15 protein-coding genes, 1 tRNA gene and 2 pseudogenes are annotated in these 19,310 nt (G+C 61.7%); 6 read left to right on the top strand and 12 right to left on the bottom strand.

Features of this window, described 5'->3' with window-relative positions:
• Positions 1–30 precede the first annotated feature (30 nt).
• From BLP23_RS22705 to BLP23_RS22720, 4 genes are all read right to left on the bottom strand, one after another.
• The gene (locus BLP23_RS22705) at positions 31–1,116 is read right to left on the bottom strand and encodes an ABC transporter ATP-binding protein (RefSeq protein WP_092587029.1); all 1,086 of its coding nucleotides are present in this window, start codon (positions 1,114–1,116) and stop codon (positions 31–33) included.
• 12 nt (positions 1,117–1,128) lie between these two features.
• Positions 1,129–1,971: a carbohydrate ABC transporter permease gene (locus BLP23_RS22710; protein WP_092587030.1), complete on the bottom strand. Its 843-nt coding sequence runs from the start codon at positions 1,969–1,971 to the stop codon at positions 1,129–1,131.
• Positions 1,968–2,828 (bottom strand): carbohydrate ABC transporter permease, encoded by an 861-nt coding sequence (locus BLP23_RS22715; RefSeq protein ID WP_092587031.1) that lies wholly within the window; start codon positions 2,826–2,828, stop codon positions 1,968–1,970. Before BLP23_RS22715 ends, BLP23_RS22710 begins: the two co-directional genes overlap by 4 nt.
• 76 nt (positions 2,829–2,904) lie before the next feature.
• Positions 2,905–4,179 carry an ABC transporter substrate-binding protein gene (locus BLP23_RS22720; RefSeq protein WP_092587032.1) on the bottom strand — a complete coding sequence of 425 codons (1,275 nt, stop codon included), beginning with the start codon at positions 4,177–4,179 and terminating at the stop codon, positions 2,905–2,907.
• A gap of 86 nt (positions 4,180–4,265) precedes the next feature.
• On the opposite strand from BLP23_RS22720, the gene BLP23_RS22725 reads away from it, so the two are divergent.
• Both BLP23_RS22725 and BLP23_RS22730 read left to right on the top strand, forming a co-directional pair.
• Positions 4,266–5,177, top strand: a complete 912-nt coding sequence (locus BLP23_RS22725) for a helix-turn-helix domain-containing protein (protein ID WP_092587033.1) — start codon at positions 4,266–4,268, stop codon at positions 5,175–5,177.
• 393 nt (positions 5,178–5,570) lie between these two features.
• Positions 5,571–8,720 carry a PAS domain S-box protein gene (locus tag BLP23_RS22730; protein WP_092587034.1) on the top strand — a complete coding sequence of 1,050 codons (3,150 nt, stop codon included), beginning with the start codon at positions 5,571–5,573 and terminating at the stop codon, positions 8,718–8,720.
• Between the two features lie 67 nt (positions 8,721–8,787).
• On the opposite strand, the gene BLP23_RS22735 is transcribed toward BLP23_RS22730, so the two are convergent.
• A complete protein-coding gene (locus BLP23_RS22735) occupies positions 8,788–9,180 on the bottom strand; it encodes a response regulator transcription factor (RefSeq protein WP_092587035.1) in 393 nt (130 codons plus the stop codon).
• A 439-nt stretch (positions 9,181–9,619) separates the two neighbouring features.
• Between BLP23_RS22735 and BLP23_RS22740 the strand changes: the two genes are divergently transcribed.
• Positions 9,620–10,255 carry a response regulator transcription factor gene (locus tag BLP23_RS22740; RefSeq protein WP_092587036.1) on the top strand — a complete coding sequence of 212 codons (636 nt, stop codon included), beginning with the start codon at positions 9,620–9,622 and terminating at the stop codon, positions 10,253–10,255.
• 53 nt (positions 10,256–10,308) lie between these two features.
• Here the strand turns inward: BLP23_RS22740 and BLP23_RS22745 are convergent, their stop codons facing one another.
• The 5 genes and pseudogenes from BLP23_RS22745 to BLP23_RS22765 form a co-directional block, all read right to left on the bottom strand.
• Positions 10,309–10,638: a hypothetical protein gene (locus BLP23_RS22745; protein ID WP_092587037.1), complete on the bottom strand. Its 330-nt coding sequence runs from the start codon at positions 10,636–10,638 to the stop codon at positions 10,309–10,311.
• Positions 10,639–10,649: 11 nt separating this feature from the next.
• Positions 10,650–10,970, bottom strand: coding sequence for a hypothetical protein (locus BLP23_RS22750; protein ID WP_092587038.1), 321 nt, complete (start codon positions 10,968–10,970; stop codon positions 10,650–10,652).
• Between the two features lie 327 nt (positions 10,971–11,297).
• Positions 11,298–12,488: pseudogene (gene otnK, locus BLP23_RS22755) on the bottom strand (3-oxo-tetronate kinase); the annotation flags it as partial.
• An 80-nt stretch (positions 12,489–12,568) separates the two neighbouring features.
• Positions 12,569–13,777, bottom strand: a complete 1,209-nt coding sequence (gene mhpT, locus BLP23_RS22760; RefSeq protein WP_092587040.1) for a 3-(3-hydroxy-phenyl)propionate transporter MhpT — start codon at positions 13,775–13,777, stop codon at positions 12,569–12,571.
• A 47-nt stretch (positions 13,778–13,824) separates the two neighbouring features.
• On the bottom strand, positions 13,825–14,307 hold the full coding sequence (locus BLP23_RS22765; RefSeq protein WP_167363950.1) for a MarR family winged helix-turn-helix transcriptional regulator: 483 nt from the start codon (positions 14,305–14,307) through the stop codon (positions 13,825–13,827).
• 131 nt (positions 14,308–14,438) lie between these two features.
• Between BLP23_RS22765 and BLP23_RS22770 the strand changes: the two genes are divergently transcribed.
• From BLP23_RS22770 to BLP23_RS22780, 3 genes are all read left to right on the top strand, one after another.
• Positions 14,439–15,890 (top strand): aldehyde dehydrogenase, encoded by a 1,452-nt coding sequence (locus tag BLP23_RS22770; protein WP_092587042.1) that lies wholly within the window; start codon positions 14,439–14,441, stop codon positions 15,888–15,890.
• A 68-nt stretch (positions 15,891–15,958) separates the two neighbouring features.
• On the top strand, positions 15,959–16,789 hold the full coding sequence (locus BLP23_RS22775; RefSeq protein ID WP_092587043.1) for a p-hydroxycinnamoyl CoA hydratase/lyase: 831 nt from the start codon (positions 15,959–15,961) through the stop codon (positions 16,787–16,789).
• Between the two features lie 31 nt (positions 16,790–16,820).
• On the top strand, positions 16,821–18,320 hold the full coding sequence (locus tag BLP23_RS22780) for an AMP-binding protein (protein ID WP_092587044.1): 1,500 nt from the start codon (positions 16,821–16,823) through the stop codon (positions 18,318–18,320).
• Positions 18,321–18,637: 317 nt separating this feature from the next.
• Here the strand turns inward: BLP23_RS22780 and BLP23_RS34670 are convergent.
• Positions 18,638–18,842 (bottom strand): annotated as a pseudogene (locus BLP23_RS34670) (hypothetical protein); the annotation flags it as partial.
• 221 nt (positions 18,843–19,063) lie between these two features.
• Positions 19,064–19,140 (bottom strand) — tRNA-Met (locus BLP23_RS22795).
• Positions 19,141–19,310: the final 170 nt, after the last annotated feature.

Raw genomic sequence — 19,310 nt, forward strand, 5'->3', positions numbered from 1 at the left:
TTCGTATCTTCGTCTTGGGAGCGGATCTCGTCAGCGCAAGCGATTGCCTGCGCTGTCGAACAGGAAGGTGCGGTTTGCCGATAGCGCGACGGTGAGAGTGTCGCGATCGGCTGCGGAACGGGATTCGGGACGTTCGATGATGAGTGGCTGTCCGCCGGCAGCGGTCGCATAGATGTAGCTGGTATTGCCTAGGTGTTCGGCAACATCGACCGCGACGGTGAGGTCGGCGTCGCCACTGCCCTGGTCGGCAAAATGCTCGGGCCGCACGCCGAGCGTTACTTGCGCCCCCTTTTCGGTTGTCGCCAAAACCGGCAGCGTCAGGCGGACATTCCTGTCGCCCACCAGGGCGACGGTCACGTTCGATGCATCTCGTTCAACAACCTCTGCCGCCAGAAAGTTCATCTTCGGCGAACCGACAAAACCTGCGACGAACTGGTTAGCCGGATCGTCGTAGAGATCGAGCGGCGCGCCGATCTGCTCGATGTTGCCGGCACGCAGCACGACGATCTTGTCGGCAAGCGTCATCGCCTCCGTCTGATCGTGCGTGACATAGATCATCGTCGCACCGAGCTGCTTGTGCAGCCTGGAGATTTCCACCCGCATCTGCACACGCAGTTCTGCATCGAGGTTCGAGAGCGGTTCGTCGAAGAGGAAGACCTCGGGCTCGCGAACGATGGCGCGGCCGATCGCAACACGCTGGCGCTGGCCACCAGAGAGTTGCTTCGGGCGGCGTTCCATCAATTCCTTGATCTGCAGGATCTCGGCGGCGTGGCGCACCCGTTTTTCGGTATCCTCTTTCGGGTTGCCGTTCATGCGCAGGCCGAAAGAGAGGTTATCTGCTACCGTCATATGCGGGTAGAGCGCATAGGACTGGAAAACCATGGCGATGCCGCGGTCGGCGGGCTCGACATTGTTGACGACCCTGCCGCCGATCGTGATCTCGCCCTCCGAGATATCTTCGAGGCCGGCGATCATCCTCAGCAGGGTGGATTTTCCACAGCCCGAAGGACCGACGAAGACGACGAACTCGCCGTCCTTCACGTCGAGATTGGCGCCATGGATCACGCCGAAGGCGCCAAAGCGTTTTACAACATTCCTGAGTGAAAGCTCCGCCATGCGGCCTCCCTATTATTTGATTGCGCCGGCCGCGATGCCGGCGATGAAGTGGCGCTGCAACAGCACGAAGACGACGAGGATCGGCGCGGTCAGCAACATTGCACCCGCCATGATGCCGCCCCAAGAGACCTTGGTGAGGCCGATCAGCGTTCCAAGCGCCACCGGCGCCGTCATCATTCCGGGCCTGGAATTGATGAGCAGCGGCCAGAGATAGTTGTTCCAGGATGCCAGGAAGAGAATGATCGAGAGCGCCGCCATTGTCGGACGGGCAAGCGGCAAGGCGATGCGCAGGAAGATCTGCCACTCCTTGACGCCCTCGACGCGGGCGGCATCGAAGAGCTCGCTCGGCATCATCGAGAAGGACTGGCGCATAAAGAGCACGCCCAGGGAATTGAAGAGCGGCGGCACGATCAGCGCCACCCAGGTATTCGCCAGCTTGAATTCACGCGCCACCATGATGAACTGCGGGATCACGACGACGGCGAAAGGCAAGGTGATCGTGCCGAGAATGATGGCTGTGACGACGGAGCGGCCGGCGAATCGATAGCGGGCAAGCGCCCAGCCGGCCATCGATGTCAGCAGCACCGACAGGAAGGTGTAGATGACCGCGACGGTGATCGAGATGAACATCGCCCGGAGAAAATTCGTATCGGCCTCCAGGTTCCTGAAATTCTCGACGAAATTCGTCGACGGCCACAGCACGATGTCCGGGCTGAAGATGCCATTGTCCGGCATGGTCGAGAAGACGAACATCATCCAGAGTGGAAAGAGCCAGATGATGGCAAGCGGGGTCAGCACGATATGCAGGGCAATCTTGCGCATCAACAGGGATTGCGACTTGGACCTCGACTTCATTTCGGCTCCCTCCCGACCCAGAGATTGAAAAGCGAAATCGCAATCGCCAACGCGGCTATCGTGTAGGCGATCGCCGACGCGTAGCCGAAATTCAGCGATGTGAAGCCCTGCCGGTAAAGAAGCAGGCCGAGCGTTTCCGTGCCCCCGCCCGGGCCGCCGCGATTGGTAATGAGGAAGGGTTCGGTGAAGAGCTGCATCGTGCCGATCACCGACAGCACCACACAAAAGAGGACGATCGGCTTCAGGAGCGGCAGGGTGATATGAAAGAACTGCTGTACCTTGCTGACGCGATCGAGCGTCGCAGCCTCGTAGACATCCTCAGGGATCGACTGCAGGCCGGCCAAGATGATGATCGCGTTGTAGCCGGCCCAGCGCCAGGTAACGGCGATTATGACGAGGGCCATCGCCGCATTCGCATTGTCGAACCAGGAGACGGGAGCGATACCGACCGAACCGATCAGCTTGTTGACGATGCCGAAGTCGATGCTGAACATCAGCCGGAAGACGGCGGCATAGGCGACTTCGCCGACGACGACGGGCGCGAAGAAGGCGAAGCGGAAAAGAGGCCGCGCCTTCAGCAGCGGCGAATTCAAGAGCACCGCCATGACGGTTGCAAGCGCAATCATCACCGGAACCTGGATGACCAGGATGATCAGCGTGTTGTAGAGCGCGTTATAGAAAGCCGGGTCGCCGAACAGGCGCCCCCAATTCGACGCAAGGCTGAATTTCCAGGGATTGACGCGCGTATTCTGAAACGAAATCAAGAACGAGTTGATGATCGGCCAGACCCAGAAGGTCGCGAAGACCAGCAGATAGGGCGCAAGGAACGCATAGGCGCTCCGGGTCCTGAACGGCATTTATATCCTCCTCACAAGCGAAACGAGCCACCTTGAAGGTGAGGGCCGGGCGCGCACCAGGCGCCCGGTCGGTTGCTCATTCTGCGATCGGAAGGCCGGTCGCCGAGGCGATCTGGTTTGCCGCATCGTCAAGTGCAGCCTTCGCATCCGGATAACCGCCCGCGAAATACTTCGTCTGCGCTGCCTTGTAGATCGCGTCCGCATCACTCTGAAATGCCGTCCCGCGGCTCGGCACGATCTTCGGCAGCGTCGAAAGGATGTCTGCCCAGACCTTCTGCCCGCCCCAGTAAGGCAGCGGCTCGTTGACGAAAGGATCTTGGACTGCCGACAGCAGCGAAGGGACGAGGCCGAAGGACTTCAGCATCGTGACCTGGCCTTCGTTGGTTGCTAGCGCATAGTTCAGATAGGCCCAGGCCGCTTCCTTGTTCTCGGAATTGGCGTTGATGGCTAGCGACGAACCGCCGAGGTTTGCAGCATGCGGACCGTCAGCCGTGAGGCTCGGCATCATGTAGACGCCCCATTTGCCGGAAAGGTCCGGCGAGCCTGAGCGTATCGTGCCCTCGTACCAGCCGCCATACATCTGGCTTGCGACCTTGCCGGCGGTATTGGCCTGGATTTTCTGGTCCCAGATGGCGGCTGTCAGCGTACCGGCGTCCTTCATCTGCTTGACCTTTTCGAGGGTCGCGACGCAGGCCGGCTGGTTGATCGTGATCGTCTGGCCGTCGGTGGAGAAATAGCCGCAGCCCTGTTCATTCGCGATCATCCGGAACCATTCGCTATCGCCGTTGAAATCGGCCTGGGCCATGACGACGCCGGGATTGGCTTCGGAAATCTTCTTGCCGGCGGCGATGAAATCGTCCCAATTCTTGATCGTTGCCGGATCGACGCCGGCCTTTTCATAGAAATCGCGCCGGTAAAAGACGGCGACCGGGCCGGAATCCCACGGCATCGCATAGGCGACGTCATCCACCTCCAGCTCGGTGCGTTTGAAGTCGGGGAACTTCGCCTGGATTTCCGCCGTATAGCCGAGATCCTTCAGGTTGGCGAAGCAGTCCGGGAAGCGGTTCCAGAAGATTTCCGCCTCGAAATTTTCGATCGTCACGATGTCCGGCAGGCCGTCGCCGCCGGCTGCGCAGCCGGCAAGTGTCTTGTCGAAGACTTGGCTGTTCCCGAGGTCTTCGACCGTGACCTTGATATCGGGATACTTCTTGTTGAAGCCTTCGAGCGTGGATTTCAGCGCCGATGCCGCGACGTTCCAGCTCCAGATGGTGAGATTGCCCGACTGCGCGAATGCGGAACCGGAAGAAAGCAGTGCGACCGCAGCGGTCGCACCGATAAGTTTGAAGCGCATTGAAAATCCTCCCTTTTCAATTGCCGTCCTTTAGCGAACGTGGCTAAGTTATCTGTAAGGGAGCCGCTGTCTCCTAAAAAGGGAATATCAATTTGGCGGAAAGTAAGGTTGCCAGCAGAGCCATCTATCAACCGGGCGCAAGCAGCATCGAGGGCTCGCCGACAGAGCTGCAGCTGTTTCATGCCCATCCACCGGTGATGGCGATGCCGCACTGGCATGCGCAGGTGGAGGTGAATTACATCATGCGGGGTACTGTGCATTACCGCATGAACGATCACGAAATGACGCTCAAGGCTGGTGACATGTGCCTCTTCTGGGGCGGCCAGCCGCATCAGATGGATGAATCCTCGGAAGATTCGCTCTACGCAGGCGCCCATTTGCCGCTTGTCTATTTCTTCCGTCTCCGCCTTCCCGCTGAAATCTCCAGCCGCCTGATGAAGGGCTCGACGCTGCTGACCTCTGCCACCGATGCCGCGGACAAAGAGAACTTTTCCCGCTGGTTCCGCTACGCGAATTCGGGCAATCCGGCAAAGGCGCAGCATGCCGTCGACGAGTTGCTTCTCCGTATCGAGCGCATCGCATTCGAACCCTATTCGATGACGGTCGTCGGCTACGGTGGAAGGGAGGCCGAACAGCCCCATGCGCAACCGTCACGCAGCATTGTCAGGATGTGCGATTTCATCGCCGCCAATTTCATGGAGGACATCGACACCGTCGATATCGCCCGGGCGGCGGACCTGCATCCAAAATATGCAATGAACGTCTTTAAGAAATCGACGGGAATGACGCTCAGCAAATATCTCAATCTGCTGCGTCTCTCCCGCGCCCAGGCGTTGCTTATGGCCGACGACGCCAATGTGCTTCAAGTGGCGATGGACAGCGGTTTCGGCTCCATCAGCGCCTTCAACAAATCCTTCCGCCACATCGCCGGCATGTCTCCCTCGGACTTCCGAAGAGACATTCGCTTCGCCACATCCAGCGGCGCACCGGCGAGCTAGTACCGGCTCCCGTCCATAAACGGCAAACTTCTCAACCTATGTGAAGAGCAGCATCGCCAGTTGAGTTGTCAGGAGTTGGCGTTCATCTGGAAGTGTCCGCCTCGTTCCGGGCATTTGCCCGGCAGCCGTGGGGGAGCCCGAGGAGTCTGTCCTTCACAAGACGATCCGCACGATCCGGCCGCAAACCTTTGAAGAGATCAAAGGGTCCTGCTGGCTCGTAGAGGTCTCAACCGGCATGCCGGGATAGATCTGATCCGACTTGAGCGAACCCTGAACCACCCCAGCCGCCCGCGCCTGGCCAGATCAGCGAGCCGCGGATTGCGAGCGCCCGGCCATAGGAGCAATATAAGGAACGCATAATATGCATATAGCCGTCTGGGGAACTCGGCAATCATGTTACGAAACCACTTAATCCTCGCCGTCGCCGGAGTCGTTCTCGTTCTAAGTCTGGTCCTGGCCGGTCTATGGATCTGGACGGGAAACGTCATCGTCTCGATCATGTCCGAGCGCCTGATCCGAGAGGTGACGCATGCTGTGCATCGCGACGTCGGCCATATGGTGCGCGGCGCCGAAAAAGCGGTTTCCCGGTTGGCCAACGGTCTTGCTCGTCACGACCTATCGCCCGGCGACCCACATGCTGTCGCACAGGAGCTCCATACATTGCTGGCCGAGGAACCCGATGTCGACTGGATGTTTTTCGGCAACGAGGCCGGCGGGATGGTTTCGGTCGGGCGATCGGCAGATTCAAGCGTCGTGTTTTTGATCACCGATGAACTTCGCGCAGGCGTCGTTCGCGAGTTCGAAGCACTGCCTGACGGCAAGATCGGCCGTATGCGGAAGTCGGAGGGTGCGTTCGATGCACGCCGGAGGATCTGGTACGCGCAGGCCAAGGAGACGGGCAAGCGGTACTGGACCGAGCCCTATCTCGGTGTGGCCGAGCCAATCTTGGGCATTTCGCTCTCCGTCCCGGTCTTCAACAAGAACCGCGACTTCGTCGCGGTGTGCGGGATCGATCTTATCCTTACTCAGCTTTCCAGGTTCTTGCAGACGCTCGAAATCGGCAACAACGGCAGGGCATTCATCATCGATGCCACCGGACATTTGATTGGCGCGTCGGGAGGAGTGTCGCCTGTCACCCTCGGCGCCGACGGCGGGCACCTGCGCCTGCAGGCATCAGAAGCGACCGATCCCATCGTTCGCGAAACCGCCCGCTACCTTCGTCGGTATCCTGGCATCGCCGGGTCCTCGTCACCTGGACCGCGTGTGTTTTCCTTCAGTGACCCTGAGGGCGGCAGGATCTACGCGGCGGTTGATCGCGCTGCGGCCCCCGGCGCACTTAACTGGACCATCATCTCAGCGGTGCCAGCTTCGGATTTCCTGATGCCTGTATATCATGCGGCCTATTTCTCGATAGGCGTCGGCACGGTCATCGTCGCTGTCTTCGGGCTCCTCGGACTAGGGCTGGTCGGACGCACGTTGCGGCCGCTGACTGCCTTGACGCAAGCGGCGCACGCGATTGCAAACGGCGAATGGCGAGACGTGCCCAAGGTACGTCGAAACGATGAGGTCGGCCTGCTTGCCCAAGCGTTCGCTCTCATGACCTTCCGTCTCAAGGAGACGCTGGAGGGTCTGCGTCGAAGCGAGGCCAACTTCGCAGAAGCGCAACACGTTGCCCATGTCGGCTATTGGGAACGTGATCTCGTCACAGACTGTCTTACCTGGTCAGACGAGACATATCGCATCTTTGGGCTGACGCCGCGCGCAGGCACGTTGGTCAGTCTTGCAGAAGCGGTTGAGCGGATCCATCCAGAGGATCGGTCGATCTGGAGCCAGGCCGCGGCAGAGGCCGTGCGTGGCGAATCTCGCTACGACTTGGAGTACCGCATCGTCCGGCCCAGCGGCGAGCTGCGCATCGTTCACAGTCAGGGCGATCTAACAAGGGACGCGTCGGGACGGCCGCAGAGCATGTTTGGTACGATCCAGGACGTTACCGAACGCAAGCGGGTGGAAGAGGCGCTGCGGGACAGCGAGGAGCAGTGGAGAGCCGTATTCGAGAATAATCCGACGATGTACTTCATGGTGGACGCGAGTGGCACCGTCGTGTCTGTGAATCCCTTTGGGGCGGAGCAGCTTGGGTACACGGTCGACGAACTGATCGATCGACCCGTGCAGGACATCTTTCACGAGGCGGACCGAGAAACCGTCCAGAGGCATGCGGCCGCCTGTCTCGAACATCTCGGCCGAGCCATGAGCTGGGAACTGCGCAAGATACGTAAGGACGGCTCGATGCTCTGGGTCCGCGAGACCGCCCGAGCGATGGTGATCAAGAAGCGACCTGTCATCCTGATCGTGTGCGAGGACATCACCGAGCGCAAGCGCGCCGAAGAGGCCGCCCGGCGGAGTGAAGAAGAGCTTCGCGAAGTCATCGAGACAGTTCCGGCGATGGTGTGGACCGCCTTGCCCGACGGCCGTGTCGATTTCATCAATCGGCGTTGGCAGGAGTTCACAGGTCTGTCCCTGGACGCAACGGCACGAGCGAGCTGGGGCGCTGAAGCCCGCTTTCACCCCGAAGACCTGGAGCAGTATATGTCCAGGTGGCGTGCCTCCTTGACCACGGGCCACCCGTTCGAAGTTGAGGTCCGGATCCGTCGGGCGGCTGACGGTGAATATCGCTGGTGGTTTGAAAATGCCGTGCCGCTGCACGATGAGCACGGAAACATTCTTAAATGGTATGGGTTTCTCGTCGACATTGAAGATCGCAAGCGGGCCGAGGAGGCCCTGCAGAAGGCGCAGGCCGAGCTCGCGCATGTCGCGCGCGTGACGACGATGGGCGCCCTGACCTCCTCCATCGCCCACGAGGTTAACCAGCCGCTGGCCGCCGTGGTCGCCAACGCCAACGCCGCCCTGCATTGGCTCGCCAGCCAGCCCCCCAACCTCGACGAGGCGCGGGAGACCCTGGCGCGCATCGTCCGTGACGGGCACCGGGCCGGCGAAGTCATCGGCCGGGTGCGCGCGCTCCTGAAGAAGACAGCCACTGTCACGGCGCAGGTGGACCTGAACGCCCTCGTCGAAGATACGGTAGCTCTCGTTCAGGGTGAGGTACGCCGCCATCGGATCCTGCTGCGGACCGAGTTGGCGCATCACCTCCCGCGCGTTGCGGGCGACCGGGTGCAGTTGCAGCAGGTAATCCTAAACCTGGTGATGAACGGCATCGAGGCGATGAAGACAATCGCGGACCGGCCACGCGAGCTACTGATCAGGTCCCTGCTCGACGCATCCGGGGCCGTGCTGGTCGAAGTGCAGGACGCCGGCGTCGGATTGGAGCCGCAGAGTGTGGAGCAGGTGTTCGAGGCGTTTTTCACGACGAAAGCGGAGGGTCTGGGCATGGGCTTGGCCATCTGCCGGTCGATCATCGAGGCGCACGGGGGGCGGCTGTGGGCCACGACGAATGAGCCTTGGGGAGCTGTGTTTCAATTCACCCTGCCTTCAGCCCCGGACGAAAGCGCTCCTGGCGAGCACCCCGGCCTAACGCCGGCAGTATGAGGTCGCGGGTCCTGGCGACACCTCATACATCGCCTGCGACGTGCAGCCTGGCCCCAGCAGCCCCTCATCAATCATTTTCGCCGTCGCCACTGCGCGCTAGCGCAGAATGGATGCACTTCAACAGATCCTGCTCGCCAAACGGCTTTGCTAGATAGCCGACAATGTCCGGACCCAAACCACGCGCGTGCACATTCTCGTTCGGATAGGCAGTGATCAGAACGGTCGGAATGCTCTCGCCCAACGCAACGAGGCTTCGGTGCAAATCAAGCCCACTCATTCCGGGCATATGAATGTCCGTTACCAGGCACGCCGTGCGGTTTAGATGGGGGAAATTCAAGAAATCATCGGCGGAAGAAAAAGCCTCGGCATCAAATCCCAGCGACCTCATGAGTCCCTTGGTGGCCTCGCGCATCGACTGATCATCATCGACGATCGCAATTAGAGGCTTCTTCGTTGGCACTGCTGCCTCCAAATTCGCGATAGGCGTTTTGCAGAAATCTAGGTGTGGTCGCCGCTGCAAGATACATCAGCCTGCAGGGGCGACAAAGGCATGGGGAGCTATACGATGGTATAGATTGTTTAAGACTTGTCGTCGCGAAGCGCCGAGCTCGCCAGGATGAGTTTGGTCCAGCTGGTTGCCGGTTTGGCGTGCGGGCGATGGCAGGAGGTGCAACGCCCTAGCCGGCAGCCCGATCCCATCGTAACTGGCCTTGTGGCCAAGGGAATTAGGGGGCATTCTGGGTGTACGAGAAAGCTTCGGTTCGGCACCGGCTGAGGAGAGAGGGGAGTGTTCTCATTGCTGCATCGCCACTCTGTCGGTTGGGCTCGCCCCGATGCCGCAGCAGCGGGTGCAAATACCTTGTGTCCGCAAGAGCCGGCTCCCACTGAGGTGCGCTGACATGACGGAGGTGCCAGCAACCACCATCGTCATCGATGATGATCCGGCGATCCGCGAGGCGCTCGGCAGCCTGCTGCGATCCGTCGGTTTTGACGTGAAACTCCTCGCCTCTGTGGACGACTTCTTCAAGTCTGGACGACCCAACGGGCCGACCTGCCTGGTGCTGGATGTGCGGCTGCCGGGACAAAGCGGTCTTGAATTTCAACGAGAGTTATTGCGGAGAAATATTCAGCTCCCGATCGTCTTCATTACCGGGCATGGCGACATTCCCATGTCCGTCCAAGCGATGAAAGGGGGCGCGATTGAGTTCCTGACGAAACCGTTCCGCGAGCAGGATCTACTCGACGCCGTTCACGTCGGCCTGGCGCGCGACCGCGCTTGGATTGAGAATGAAAAAGCGTTGGCGAAGTTGCGTGCGAGTTTTGATAGCCTGACCCCGCGGGAGCGCGAGGTGATGGCTATGGTGGTGATTGGACGGCTAAATAAACAGATCGCCGCCGATCTGGGCGTGAGCGAGATTACCGTAAAGGTTCATCGCAGCCAGGTTATGCAGAAGATGCATGCCAAGTCCTTGCCCGAACTCGCCCTCATGGCGGACAAGCTGAAGCTCGAGCCAGGAAAGCCGCAAGGCTCTTAGGTCCGCCCGCCAATCCTCCCGACAAAGAGTCCTTGCTGGGCACCCGCTTGGCCTTAATGTATCGTCACGGAATGCTGCGAAAGGCAAAGCTCCTCAAAGTCCTCTACAAGGCGGACAAGCCCGAGCGAGTAGCACAAAAGACCGAACCGCGTCCCAGTCGCGTACAGGGTAAATGCAGATGTCCGGGATTGCAAAGCTTGCCTCTCGACAGGCGCGACTGTTTTGCGCGGTATGACGGAAAACGTCATCAAATGTGCTTCAGGGTCCAAATTCGCCACTGATGGACAGTCTGGCGGCATCTGGATCGGATTACCTGATGGCATCGTCCAGCCTTCTGACATGCGCTGCAGATCGATTTCGATGCGGTTGAGTTCTTGTGTCATCGTGACAATCCTTAGAAGGAGCGCGGAGGAACGAAGAGGCAAATGGTGCGACCCGTGGGCTCACCGGCCACCGTACACTGGTGAAACTGCCCGTCCGGACTGTTCTTGATGCGAGTATCCAATGGCGTTATCAGCTCTCCAGTGAGCTTGATGACATATCCGCGGGGGCCCTCGAGAACCCCTTGATCGTGGATCTCGCGGCAATCCATCCCGCTGCAGCACGAAAACGGATACGTCCATCCGCGCGGCTGTGCCGCCGTTGGCATCGCATCATGCGCCACTGCCGGAGCAGCGATCACGACTGCAAAGAAAATAGCTGCTGCCTTGCTCATGATCCGCACCTCGATGGTGAATTGAACCAGCTTCGGTTCCGAAGCTTGCCATTCGAACGATTGAGCCGCTGTGAAATAGCATTTCCGTCTTTTCGGGCGGCTCCGCCTCCTCGATGTACCGCCCCGTCCATTCATGGCGCTTTGGGAAACGGCCCGGGGGAGTAAGTATGTACACTGACGATAGCAGCACGTTGTCGGACCTGCCTATTGATCAGGAGGAAGAATCAGATACCAACGAGGTAGGGATGACTTATACGAGGGTCTAGGTGCGCTTTTATGCGGGACTAGATAGTACCCCCAAGAACCGCCGTCGACCTGATGACCAAGTCAGTGCATCATTGCTAGCGCAGCCGTGAAGAAATCCTCACCTCCGAAGTTTCCGGATTTCAGGGCCAGAAGCATGTCGCCCTGCTTATTGCCGACCGTTCGCAGTACCGGTACACCAGGCGCGATCTCCAGGCCGATCAGAAATGCTGGAATGGCGAGCCTGTCGACCGCTGCGCCGGAGGTTTCGCCGCCGGCGATCACCAGGCGCCGCACGCCCCTTGTCATAAGTTCATCGGCAATGATCGACGTCGCGGTTTCGATCGCGTGGCCCGAGGCGTCCCGTCCGTATCGCGATTGCAGCCGGGAGACGGTTTCCGGCGACGCGCTCGCTGCGACGACGACGGGGCCGGCGGAAATGCGGTCTCCGGCCCAGGAAATCGCGGCGTAAATCTCCTCGGGGCCGGCAAGCAGTTTTTCCGGATCGAGCCGCAGAACGGGCAACGACCGTTCGGCGACGTCCAGCTGCCGGAGCGTCGCGCTGGAGCAGCTGCCGGCAACGATCGCGGCAAGCCCGCCCACGGGGCGCATGGCGTCAGCAGTTGCTGCGGTCGCCGAAGATACCAGGCCTGAGCGCGTAAGGGCGCGGGCGAGACCGAGACCGAGGCCCGATGCGCCGGTAGACACCGGTGTCTGGAGCGCCACCTCGCCGAGCGTTTCAAGATCGTGTTCGCAGATCGCATCCGCGATCGCGGCGGTCGCCCCCGCGGCGCGCAGATCCTCAAGCCGCGCCTTTACCGCGCCGGCTCCGCCCGAGACCGTTGCCAGATCGACGATGCCGACCGCACCGTGCGACTGCCGAGCCATGACGCGCACCAAATTGGCATCATGCATTGGATTGAGGGGGTGATCCTTTAGCGGGCTTTCGTTCAGCGGTTGCCCGCCGACAAAGAGGTGACCGAGATAGATGGTGCGTCCGGTTTCCGGAAAGGCGGGCGTAACCAGCACCGTGCCGCCGCCGGCAGCAATGTTCAGTGCCTCCGTCACCGGACCGATATTGCCGGCATCGGTCGAATCGAAGGTCGAGCAGACCTTGTAAAGCACATGGGGCGCCCCGCGCTTGCGTAGCCATCGTTCGGCCTCGCTCGCCGCAGCCACGGCGTCAGCGGCCGCGACGGAGCGAATTTTCATGGAGACGACGACTGCGTCGACATCCGGCAGCACCAGCGACGGGTCGGGAATGCCGACGGTCTGCCCCGCTGACACAAATGACATGCGGGGAGGCCGCCGCGGGCGGTCTCCCCGTCGTCGATTCTGCGGCTCGCTCTCCCGCGTCAGGCCGCCTGCAAGGCGCGCTCCCGACGCACCAGCAGCAGGACGGTGGTCAGCCCAGCCAGAAGCGTGATCGGAACGAGCGCGAAGATCACGCCAGACGGGCTGCTGCCGCCGGCGACGAGAAAACCCGCCAGCAATGGCCCCGCGATGGAACCGAGCCGGCCGACGGACACTGCCACACCGACACCGGTGCCACGGATTTCGAAGGGATAGCATTGGGGCGCCACGCCGTAGAGGATCGCCTGCACGCAAAGGATAGCACCGCCCACCAGCGCTCCAGCCATGAGGGTGAGCCCGAGATGTGCGGGCAGCAGGCTGAGCATGAGCAAAGCTGCGGCCGCCGCCGCGAAGCCGAGCGCGACCGGCATGACCGGGTTCTTCTGGTCGAGCATCCGACCGCCGACCAGGCTACCTGCCGCGCCGCCGAGATTGAACAGTATCTGGACGAACGATGCCTCCTCACGCGCCAAGCCGCGGGAGACGAGAAGCTGCGGCATCCAGTTCAAGAGCAGATAGACGACGAGCAGCCCGAGAAAAAACGAGAGCCAGAGCGCCACCGTGGAAAGCAGCGTCTGCGGCGCCAGAATGCTCGAAAGAGCGCCCGAAGTGGATTTGGCCTCGCTCTTCACCACGCGGAGCGGCGGCAGTAGGATATGGATGGCCGGCGCGAGCAGCAACGGCATGATGCCGCCGATGAGGAAGATCGAGTGCCAGTCGCCGCCGTGCAGGCCGAGCATTGCGACGCCGCTTGCCACGGCACCGCCCAACGGCACGCCGGCATACATGATTGAGACAGCGCGCCCCCGGCGGCCCGGATCGGACGATTCCGCGGCGATGTTGACGAGATTCGGCAAAGCGCCACCGAGGCCGACCCCGGTCAGGAAGCGCATGATGACGAGTTGTTCGAAGCTGGTGACATAGGCGGTGGCGGCCGAGAATATACCGAAAGTCACGAGCGCAAGCACGAGCCCGGAGCGCCTTCCCCAGGCATCGGCGATCCGTCCCCCGGCGAGCGCCCCGAAGATTAGGCCGATCGTGGCCGAAGAGAAGAAGAGGCCGATCTGTTGAGGCGTCAGCCCGAAAGCCGGTGCAAGCTTGGGCACTGCGACGCCGGCTGCCTGAAGGTCGAAGCCTTCAATGACGGCTGCCATGAAGGCGAGCGCGAGCGCTCGCCGCCCGCCGGAGCGGTGGTCGATGGTGGTCTGCATTTCGTCCTCCTAGAAAGCGGGTTCCTACCTCCCCGCTGGTTGCAGGCCTAGCCCTGCTTCGGCCCATCCTCCTGCCAGATCTTCGCCAACAGCCGGCGAAGCTCCGTCTGTTCCGCCGCCGTCAGGCGACGAAGCATGCTTCGTTCGTGCTCGGCGACGAGCGCCAGCCACTCGGTCGCAGCCTCCTCGCCCCGCCGGGTCGGGAAGAGCCGCTGTACCCGCTGGTCGGTCTCATCCGCCTCGCGCAGAAAAAGCCCCCGTTCTTCGAGCTCCGCGAGGATCGGCACGATGTTTGCCCTCTGCATGCCGAGCGCACGGCAGATCTCCGCCGAGCTGATGCCGGGCGTCTCGATTATGCTCAGCAATACGCTCATCGGCACCGGCCGTGTGTTCGCCCGTTCGAGCGCCGACCCTGCTCCCTGCAGGTCGAAAATCGACGCACGGCGGAGATGGTAGCCCATCAGGTCGCCCAGCCGGCCAAACTTTGCGTCTTTGGGATCCTGCTCGGGCTGCGTCTTTTCCAAAGGCATGTCGGCGTCTCCCGCATTGGCTCTTGCATTGTTCATAATGCTATGTCACATAACAGTCAATCCGCTATATGACATAGCGGTTCTTCGCCGGCAGCTCTCAAGCTTCGCCGGCCGTCTTTGGGAGGAGACAGATGGCTTTCGTGTCGATGCGCATTGCTGGGGCGGAACATGCCGCCTCGACCGGCCGCACATTCCGCCGGCAGAATCCGGTAACCGGCGAAGTGGCGAGTGAAGCCGCCGCGGCGACTGTTGCCGACGCAGCCGCCGCGGTTGATGCGGCGGCAGCCGCCTTCCCCGCCTGGGCCGCGCTCGGCCCCAATGCGCGCCGCGCAGTACTCCTGAAAGCAGCCGACGCGCTGGCCGCGAAAGGTGACGCCTTCGTCACCGCCATGGCCTCCGAGATCGGCGCAACGGAGGCGTGGGCCCGCTTCAACGTCATGCTCGCCTCGTCCATGCTGCGCGAGGCCGCCGCGCTGACGACACAGGTCTCCGGCGAAGTGATCCCCTCCGACAAGCCCGGCTGCCTCGCAATGGCGATCCGCGAGCCCGCCGGCGTGGTGCTTGGCATTGCCCCCTGGAACGCGCCGGTCATTCTCGGCGTGCGAGCGCTGGCGACGCCGCTTGCCTGCGGCAATGGCGTTGTCTTCAAGGCGTCGGAGATCTGCCCTCGCACCCACGCGCTGATTGTCGAGGCCCTCGAGGAGGGCGGCTTGCCTGGCGGGGTGGTCAGCCTCGTGCTCAACGCGCCGGAGGATGCCGGTGACATCGTCGGAGCGCTGATCGACCATCCGGCCATCCGGCGCGTTAACTTCACTGGCTCCACCAATGTCGGCCGGATCATCGCCGAACGTGCGGCCCGGCAGTTGAAGCCGGTCCTCTTGGAACTCGGCGGCAAGGCCCCGCTCGTGGTCCTGAAGGATGCCGACGTCGACGAGGCGGTCAAGGCAGCGATCTTCGGCGCCTTCTTCAACCAGGGCCAGATCTGCATGTCGACCGAGCGGATCATCGTCGTGCCCGAAGTGGCCGAGGAATTCGTGGCAAAGTTCACCGCGCGCGCCCAGGCCCTGAAGGCGGGCGACCCGCGCGAGGGGGCGGCCCCGCTCGGCGCCGTCGTCGATGTCCGCACCGTAGAAAAGGTCGAGGCTCTGATCGCGGACGCCGTGGCCAAGGGCGCGACCGTGACCGGTGCAGGCGCCGCGGAAGGCGTGCTTCTGCCCGCCCAGGTGGTCGACAGGGTCACCTCCGATATGCGCCTCTATTCCGAGGAAAGCTTCGGCCCGGTCGTCGCCATCCTGCGCGCGAAGGACGAGGAGGACGCTATCCGTCTCGCCAATGACAGTGAGTATGGCCTGTCCGCGGCGGTGTTCAGCCGCGACACGGCCCGGGGCCTGTCGGTCGCGCGCCGCATCCGTTCCGGCATCTGCCATGTCAATGGTCCGACGGTGCACGACGAGGCACAGATGCCCTTCGGCGGCACCAAGGCGTCCGGATACGGCCGCTTCGGCGGCAAGGCCGGCATCGCCGAATTCACCGAACTGCGCTGGATCACTATCGAGACCGAGCCCGGGCGCTTCCCGCTTTGACCGGCCGAGCCGATACTTAACCCTTCCGGCCGAGTGGCCGAAGCTGATGCACATGCAAGGAGGGCCCTATGGCCAACGATATTGACACCGTCGCCTATGATCTCGTCGACGGCATCGCCTGGGTGCGTTTCAACCGGCCCGACAAGCGCAATGCAATGAGCCCGATGCTCAATCGCGCCATGATGGAGGTGCTCGATGAACTGGAGTTCCGGGAAGATGTGGGCGTGCTGGTACTGACCGGCGAAGGCGCAGCCTGGACCGCTGGCATGGACCTCAAGGAATATTTCCGCGAGACGGAGGCGGAGGGCCTCAAGGGCGTCCGCAAGTCGCAACGCGAGAGCTACGGCTGGTGGCGCCGCCTGCGCTGGTATCAGAAGCCGACCATCGCCATGGTCAACGGCTGGTGCTTCGGCGGCGGCTACGGTCCGCTCTTTGCCTGTGACCTCGCCTTCGCGGCGGACGAGGCAAAGTTCGGCCTTTCGGAAATCAACTGGGGTATCCTGCCGGGCGGCGGCGCAACCAAGGTCGCCGTCGAACTCCTGCCCTTCCGCAAGGCGATGTATCATGCGTTGCTGGGCGAACCGATCGACGGCAAGACCGCCGCGGAGTGGGGCCTCGTCAACGAGAGCCTGCCGCTCGCCGGGCTCAAGAACCGGGTGATCGAAGTTGCCAAGGTCCTGCTCGAGAAGAACCCTGTGGCGCTGAAAGCCACCAAGGACGCCGTGCGCCGTGTCGGCATCATGGCTTACGATGAGGCGGAGGACTACCTCGTCCGCGCTCAGGAGGCCGCCAACTCGTTCGACAATGACGGCCGCAAGGAGGGCATTCGCCAGTTCATCGACGAGAAGTCCTACAGGCCGGGTCTCGGCGCCTACGACAAGGATCGACAGATCCGCTGATGCCCTGGAGGAGGGAAGGAGGAGGAGAACGATGCAGGAGTTTTTTTGTCCCGATCCGGTGGCGCTGCATGCGCGCCTTCGGCCAGATTCGCTTGCCTGCGTTGACCTGGCAAGCGACCGCCGCTGGACCTACCGCGAACTCGATACGGACATTCAGCGCGCAGTCGCCCTGTTGCACCACGGGGGCATCGACAAGGGCGACCGGATTGCCGTCCTTGCTCGCAACAGCGTCTACCAGATCATCCTGCAACAGGCGCTGATGCGGCTCGGCGCGATTTTCGTGCCACTGAACTGGCGTCTGTCCCAGCAGGAGTTGCCGCATCTGCTGAAGGACTGCGCTCCCACCATCCTGTATACGGACGATGAAGTTTCCGACCTGCCGCCGGGCTGCCTCCGCCACAGCTTGGTGAGCTTTGCCTCTGAGTTCGCGGCCCTCGATCCGGCACCGCGCTGCCTTCCGCATTCGAGCAGCGACACCTGCATCATCCTCTACACCTCCGGTACGTCAGGGGTGCCGAAAGGTGCGCAGCTCACCGCCCAGTTTCTTCTGGCGACTGCGATGAACTTCAACGTGCTCGGGGAGGTCGACACCGGCTGCATATTCCTGTGCGACACCCCGATGTTCCATGTCATCGGCATCGTCACACAGATCTGGCCGCCCATGCTGCGCGGCGGGACTTTCATCGTCTCGCCCGGCTTCGATGCGGAGAAGACCAACGACCGGCTCAGCGATCCCGATTTCGGCGTTACACACTATTTCTGCGTGCCGCAGATGGCGGAGGCCCTGCGTCAGGCGCCGAACTTCGAACCGGAGGGTTGGACAAAGCTCAAGGCGCTGTTCACCGGCGGCGCACCCAATCCCGCGGCACACATCCGCTGGTGGCTCGACCGGGGCGTGCGGATGGTCGACGGCTACGGTATGACCGAAACTGGCACGACCCTCGGCATGCCCTTATCGCGCGACCTGCTGCACAGCAAGGCGGGAGCGGCGGGTCTTCCGGGTCCGCTGACGGCTGTGCGGCTGGTGGACGAGGAGGACCAGGACGTGCCTGACGGCGAACCGGGCGAGATCCTGGTCTTCGGACTGAACGTGATTGCCGGCTACTGGAACCGGCCGGAGGAGCGCAAAGGTAGCTTCACCGAGGACGGTTGGATCCGTACCGGCGATATCGGACGGCGCGACGAGGACGGCTACATCACGATCGTCGACCGCCGCAAGGACATGTTCATCTCGGGCGGAGAGAACGTCTATCCGGTGGAGATCGAGGCAGTGCTTTTGGAACATCCCGGGGTGCGCGAGGTTGCTGTGATCGGCGTTCCCGACAAGCGATGGGGTGAAGTCGGCCGCGCCTACGTCGTCGCCGCACCGGGTCAGGAGCTCGACCAGGAGGAACTCGCGCGCCACTGCCAGTCATTCATTGCCCGTTACAAGGTCCCGAAGGAGTTCCGCTTTGTCGATAAGCTTCCGAGAACCGGGTCCGGAAAGGTTATCAAATATGTCCTGCGCAAGGAGGCACTGGAGGTACACTAGCGCGATGTCACCCGCGGGTCGCCGTGAATGGCACGGCAAAGAGGGCAAAGCCGATGCCGACTTAGCTCGCGCAGTGCTATTTGATACATTGTGCGATTTAAGAAGCACAGAACGGGAACCTCGGGCCGCATTATCGAACCCGCCTCCAGATGTCGGGTGCGGTACGAGACCTGGCGCTGAATTGGGGCTTGTGACCTCGTGGCGATCTCAGTTGCCGATGTTGCGATTTCCGGAAGGGTCTGCGAGCGGGCGATCATCATCCAACGGAAAACAGGCCGACCAGTGCAGTTCGAACTGAGCTTTTCGAGCATGCGTTCAGGCATGATCGGCTCGAAGGGATCACGATGGACTCGGGCGATGCGCTGGATCTCTTTCACACGGTGGGAGGCGTGTTTGTGAAAGTCTTCGCAGGCACCGTGCCAATCTTCCCGGGCATAATCGATTTCGTTCTGCGAGACCACGCGCCAGGAGTTCCGGATGTTGCCGAAGCCATCCGGTGCTCTCCTTTGTTATCGCCAGGGCGGCGACCCTGGAAGTTCATGGCTTGATCGCCAGCATCCTCGCCCAGATGGACGTGCTCGACGTTATGGAGCGCCGCTTCGTCGCCGAAGTGCATACGGATTTCATCGAGAAGCTGGAGGCCGGCGAGATCGAGACCAAGGAGAAACAACAAAAGCTCCTCGACGCTTACGCGGAGGAGCTTTTGAGGAAACGGCTTGAATGGGCAAATATTCAAGTCTCAGTGGTTGCGGGGGCAGGATTTGAACCTGCGGCCTTCAGGTTATGAGCCTGACGAGCTACCGGGCTGCTCCACCCCGCGTTATTGTTTTGAGCGGAACGGACCGCGATTGTTGCGGCCGGTTTATATCGGCTTATGGCCGTTGTTTTGTTAAGAGAAGATTTTGATTTGTTGCGTTTTGCAGACCTGGCGGCGACCGACTCTCCCGCGTCTTGAGACGAAGTACCATAGGCGCTGGGGCGTTTCACGGC

This window comes from Rhizobium mongolense subsp. loessense (genome assembly GCF_900099775.1).
Taxonomy (GTDB): domain Bacteria; phylum Pseudomonadota; class Alphaproteobacteria; order Rhizobiales; family Rhizobiaceae; genus Rhizobium; species Rhizobium loessense.

Bases quoted from the DNA above. Each gene is read 5' to 3' on its own strand.
- BLP23_RS22745 (WP_092587037.1), bottom strand. From the start codon at position 10,638: ATGACACAAGAACTCAACCGCATCGAAATCGATCTGCAGCGCATGTCA.
- mhpT (WP_092587040.1), bottom strand. From the start codon at position 13,777: ATGCAGACCACCATCGACCACCGCTCCGGCGGGCGGCGAGCGCTCGCG.
- BLP23_RS22710 (WP_092587030.1), bottom strand. From the start codon at position 1,971: ATGAAGTCGAGGTCCAAGTCGCAATCCCTGTTGATGCGCAAGATTGCC.
- BLP23_RS22715 (WP_092587031.1), bottom strand. From the start codon at position 2,828: ATGCCGTTCAGGACCCGGAGCGCCTATGCGTTCCTTGCGCCCTATCTG.
- BLP23_RS22780 (WP_092587044.1), top strand. From the start codon at position 16,821: ATGCAGGAGTTTTTTTGTCCCGATCCGGTGGCGCTGCATGCGCGCCTT.
- BLP23_RS22750 (WP_092587038.1), bottom strand. From the start codon at position 10,970: ATGAGCAAGGCAGCAGCTATTTTCTTTGCAGTCGTGATCGCTGCTCCG.
- BLP23_RS22705 (WP_092587029.1), bottom strand. From the start codon at position 1,116: ATGGCGGAGCTTTCACTCAGGAATGTTGTAAAACGCTTTGGCGCCTTC.
- BLP23_RS22740 (WP_092587036.1), top strand. From the start codon at position 9,620: ATGACGGAGGTGCCAGCAACCACCATCGTCATCGATGATGATCCGGCG.
- BLP23_RS22770 (WP_092587042.1), top strand. From the start codon at position 14,439: ATGGCTTTCGTGTCGATGCGCATTGCTGGGGCGGAACATGCCGCCTCG.
- BLP23_RS22730 (WP_092587034.1), top strand. From the start codon at position 5,571: ATGTTACGAAACCACTTAATCCTCGCCGTCGCCGGAGTCGTTCTCGTT.
- BLP23_RS22775 (WP_092587043.1), top strand. From the start codon at position 15,959: ATGGCCAACGATATTGACACCGTCGCCTATGATCTCGTCGACGGCATC.
- BLP23_RS22765 (WP_167363950.1), bottom strand. From the start codon at position 14,307: ATGCCTTTGGAAAAGACGCAGCCCGAGCAGGATCCCAAAGACGCAAAG.
- BLP23_RS22720 (WP_092587032.1), bottom strand. From the start codon at position 4,179: ATGCGCTTCAAACTTATCGGTGCGACCGCTGCGGTCGCACTGCTTTCT.